Below are 4,511 nucleotides of genomic sequence, written 5' to 3'. Positions count from 1 at the left end.
ATGATGTTATCTGCTTCTACACTTGCAGCCGGTGCGAACAATATTGGTCAAGGCGAAATAAAATTTGTAGGATCAATTCTTAGTGCGCCGTGTTCAATTGTCCCTGGAGATAGTGAGCAGACAGTTGATATGGGGCAGATTTCTAATGATGTATTGGAAGGTATTGGAGAGACTCCAGTTCGTCCATTCGCAATCCACCTCGAATCTTGTTCTGTAGACACAGCTAAGACAGCGTCTGTGACCTTTACTGGTGATGCAGATACAGTGAACACAAAAGATTTAGCAATGCATGGTACTGCAAAAGGTGCATCTATCGCGTTAGTTAGTCAACGAGATGGTTCACATGTTGATTTAGGAACTGCATCCAAGGCTATTAATCTGGTAGCTGGAGATAATACTCTAGAATTCGGTGCTAAATTAGTCAGTAATCTAGAGGAAGGTAAAACTGCCACTCCAGGTGATTTCTCAGCTACAGCAAACTTCGTCATGAGCTACCAGTAATTCTATAAGTTAGATTATATCTATGAGTATTGACGGGCACGGATGCCTGTCATTTTAAGATGGGTTTTATTAAGAATATCTGATGAAAAAAAATCTATTATCTGTGATATTTTATTTGTTTTTTATTATTTGGATAAATATTACTTATGCCAGCGAAATAGAATTTAACACAGATCTTCTTGATATCGAGGATAAAGAAACTATTGAATCAGGAGTGTTTGGCAAACCTGGTTACATCATTCCTGGTGACTACACTATGCAAGTTGTGGTCAATAATACGCTAATTGGTGAGCGTAATGTCCATTTCTATGATCAGAAAGATAAAGATTCACAGCTTTGCTTAACTGCTAGTTTAGCTAATGATTTAGGTTTAAAGACTTCTGAACTCAAACATTTATTATCAAGCCCTACAATAGCTACTCAAAAGGATTCAGTCTGTTACAACCCGAAAGTTCTTAAAGGTATCGTGATTAAGGGTGAAGTTAACAAAGATACTCTCACCATATCTATTCCTCAAGTCTATCGAGATTATGTCAATCAGTATTGGGAGCCAGCCTCTTACTGGGATAATGGTGTTAATGGGGCATTGCTCGACTATGGTATTAACGTACAGGATGTTAATTCGACCAGTATTAAGAGAACTAATCTTAGTAGCTACGGCGTAGCAGGTATTAATATAGATGCTTGGCGGTTAAGAGCTGATTGGCAAGGTCATTATCAGCATGAAGATAAACAAGGCATAGAAAATGTTGAAAGTGACTTCAATATAAACCATGTTTACACTTATCGATCATTACCTGATTTTAATACGAAACTAATGTTGGGGGAGCTAGACCTTAATGACTCTTTGTTCGATAGCTTTAAATTTACTGGCGTATCTTTAAACACAGATGACAACCTATTACCACCAAATTTGCGTGGTTATGCACCTGAAATCGTAGGGATTGCCAAAACCGATGCTAAGGTGGTGATTACTAGTAGCGGACGGGTTATTTATGAGACTCAAGTTGCTGCTGGACCTTTTAGAATTCAAGATCTTAGTAGTTCAATTAGTGGGACACTTGACGTTAGGGTGGAAGAGCAAGACGGTTCAGTACAGAGCTTTCAAGTTAATACGGCCACCATTCCATATTTATCTCGCCCTGGCTCTTTGCGTTACAAATTTAACAGCGGTAAGGCCAGCAGCGAAGTACATGAACTAGACGGCCCTGCTTTTGCTAGTGCTGAGTTTTCTTGGGGAGTCAATAATGGTTGGTCACTGCTTGGTGGGGGCTTGTTTGCTGATGGTTATTCAGCCCTATCCGTAGGTGTGGGGCGAGATCTACTTCAGTTTGGTGCTATTTCGTTTGATATTACAGAATCTCGCGCTCAACTTTCAGAAGAAACGAAAAGTGGTGGCTCTTATCGAATCAACTACTCTAAGATATTCGAGAGTTATGATAGCCAAGTCGCGTTCGCTGGCTATCGATTCTCTGATAGAGATTTTATGAATATGAACAAGTTCATGGAGAGTAAACAGATAGACCGACCGTATTTCGGTGAGTCAAAAGAGATATACAGTATATTACTGAGCAAGCAATTCAAGGGAGAGCATTTAGCTGCTTACATGGACTATAGCCATCAATCCTATTGGCATGATGTTGATAGTGATCGTTTGAGCCTCTCACTATCTAAAGAGTTTAGTATCATGGATTGGAGCGAACTTAATGCATCATTGAGTGCTTATCACAATAAACAGAACAGTCGTGCTGACAATGGTGTGTATTTAAATATTTCAATACCTTTGGGTGGTAATAAATCTATTAGTTATAGAAGCTCTTCTAGTGGTGGGGAAATGGGCCATAGCATTAGTCTGCACAGTCAGCTTGATGAACGCAGCAGTTATTCATTAACAGCTTCCACTTCATCCAACGGTGAAAATGTCAGTGGGTTCTATACTTACAATGGTGACAAAACAACAGCCACAGCCAACGTTAGCCACACAACGGAAGGATCCACAGCAATTGGTCTCTCACTTCGAGGTGGAATTACCGCTACCAGTAAAGGCGCTGCAATACACCGGACTACCACAATAGGAGGGAGTCGGATCATGGTCGATACTGATGGTGAAAGCGGTGTTCCGGTACATGCTGGGGGATTAGATACTTTTACAGATAAAAATGGTAAGGCTGTATTAACCGATGTAGCAAGTAGCTATCGGCAGCGCGTTAGTATCGATGTCGATAGGCTGGGCGAGGATATTGATCCTATTGGAACTCCGGTGTCAATAGGAACTTTGAGCGAAGGAGCTATTGGCTATCGACACTTTGACATGTTGTCGGGTAGTCGTCGTATGTTCGAGTTATTCCGATCCGATGGTAAACACGTACTCTTTGCATCAGAGGTATTTAATGACAAAGGCCAACTGTTAGGAATGGTAGGTGAAGGTGGTATGACATATTTAGTGGGGCTTCATGAGGATGAAATGGTAAATGTAGTTAGGGATAATGCGCAGTATTGTCGATTGCAGTTGCCTTCTCCGTTACCCGACTCGGATACGATTGGAAAGCTATCTTGCCAATAATTACTTAGTTTTGAATTGGTTATTAGCCTTTAAATATATTGAGATAAAATGACATGAATAAAAAACGGTACTACACGCTTACTTTATTACTTCTTCTACTTGTCAATCAGGCATATGCGAGTATTTCTTTAGATCGCACTCGGGTTATATACCCGGGTGAAGTAAAATCGATGAGTCTAAACATTCGCAACAACAGTACCACATTGCCATATTTAGCGCAGGCTTGGTTAGAAGATGCGGATGGTAAAAAGATAAATAGCCCCTTTACAATTCTACCTCCAATACAACGTTTAGAGCCCGGAATGGAGAGTTTAGTTAAGATTCAGTCTCTATCAGGTTTTTCTCTATTGCCTCAAGATAAAGAGACTTTGTTTTATTTTAATTTGAGAGAGATTCCTCCCCGCAGTGACAAACCTAATAGTTTGCAACTAGCGTTGCAGACTCGTATCAAATTTTTCTACCGTCCGGCTAGTTTATTGACTGAAGCTAGCCATAACCAATCGCCTTGGCAAAATAAAGTGACATTGCAAAAAATCGGTGATAAATACCAACTGACTAACCCAACCCCCTATTATGTAACCATTGTTGCTGGCTCAAATGGAAGCAAGGCAAACCAAGTTGACGATTTCCAACCAGTGATGATTTCCCCTCACAGTCACGCTACTGTAAATGTCGATGCGGCTAGGCTGGGTAAGATGCCTAGTTTTACTTATGTGGATGATTTTGGTGGTCACCGAACGTTAAACTATCAATGTAATAATAATGGTTGTAGTTTAATTATTGGAAATAACTCCAACTAAGGAGGTAATGGTGAGGCGCCGTTTACATCACATCATTAATTTAGCTAACCACAATAGACTTTTATCTAGATTAATACTCTTATTAGCCATTTTCATTCAGCCATTTGCAGAGGCTGGTAGCCAAAACCTCACGATGACAATGACAGCAGAAGTTATGGGGCCAGCTTGCTCTCTGCGCTCTGGTGAAGAAAATCTATATGTTAATTTTGGCGATATTATTAATAACGATCTATTGCGAGATGGACGCACGCAAGGAACAAGCTTACAGATACATCTGGATGAGTGTGATCCAACCATTGCTGATAGCATAAAAGTCACTTTTTTGGGGGCTGGTACTGGTGATCAGAATGGCTTGCTTGCTCTAGGCAGCAGTAGTCAAGCTAAAGGTATTGCCATCGGGTTTGAGCAAAGAGGGCAATTTTTACCCATTAATCAAGCAAGTAGCTTGATTCGTTTAGTCTCGGGTACAAATGTACTCGATTTTACTGTTTATGTGCAGCTGCTGTCTTGGGGAAATAAAGATGTTGATTTAAAACCTGGGACGTTTAATGCAACGGCTAATTTTATGCTTGAATATGAATAATTGAATTCCATTTGTGAATTTTTATTTAATGTTTAGATGAAAAATAAGCACTGTAAATAACATA

At 40.0% G+C, this 4,511-nt stretch carries 4 protein-coding genes; all 4 read left to right on the top strand.

The genetic code is table 11. The features are described from left to right. On the top strand, positions 1-501 hold a 501-nt coding region (locus tag AACQ21_RS04915; protein WP_105976665.1), incomplete at its 5' end, for a fimbrial protein. A gap of 82 nt (positions 502-583) precedes the next feature. Beyond that, positions 584-3,064, top strand: a complete 2,481-nt coding sequence (locus tag AACQ21_RS04910) for a fimbria/pilus outer membrane usher protein (protein ID WP_105976664.1) — start codon at positions 584-586, stop codon at positions 3,062-3,064. Between the two features lie 53 nt (positions 3,065-3,117). Continuing rightward, complete coding sequence (locus AACQ21_RS04905; protein ID WP_105976663.1) at positions 3,118-3,864, top strand: fimbria/pilus periplasmic chaperone; 747 nt, start codon at positions 3,118-3,120, stop codon at positions 3,862-3,864. Between the two features lie 7 nt (positions 3,865-3,871). Then, complete coding sequence (locus AACQ21_RS04900) at positions 3,872-4,447, top strand: fimbrial protein (RefSeq protein ID WP_219884449.1); 576 nt, start codon at positions 3,872-3,874, stop codon at positions 4,445-4,447. The last annotated feature ends 64 nt before the right edge of the window (positions 4,448-4,511 follow it).

It is taken from the genome of Vibrio sp. V01_P9A10T6 (assembly GCF_963877065.1).
Taxonomy (GTDB): Bacteria; Pseudomonadota; Gammaproteobacteria; order Enterobacterales; family Vibrionaceae; genus Vibrio; species Vibrio anguillarum.
This window is presented reverse-complemented; position numbering and strand designations above follow the sequence as displayed.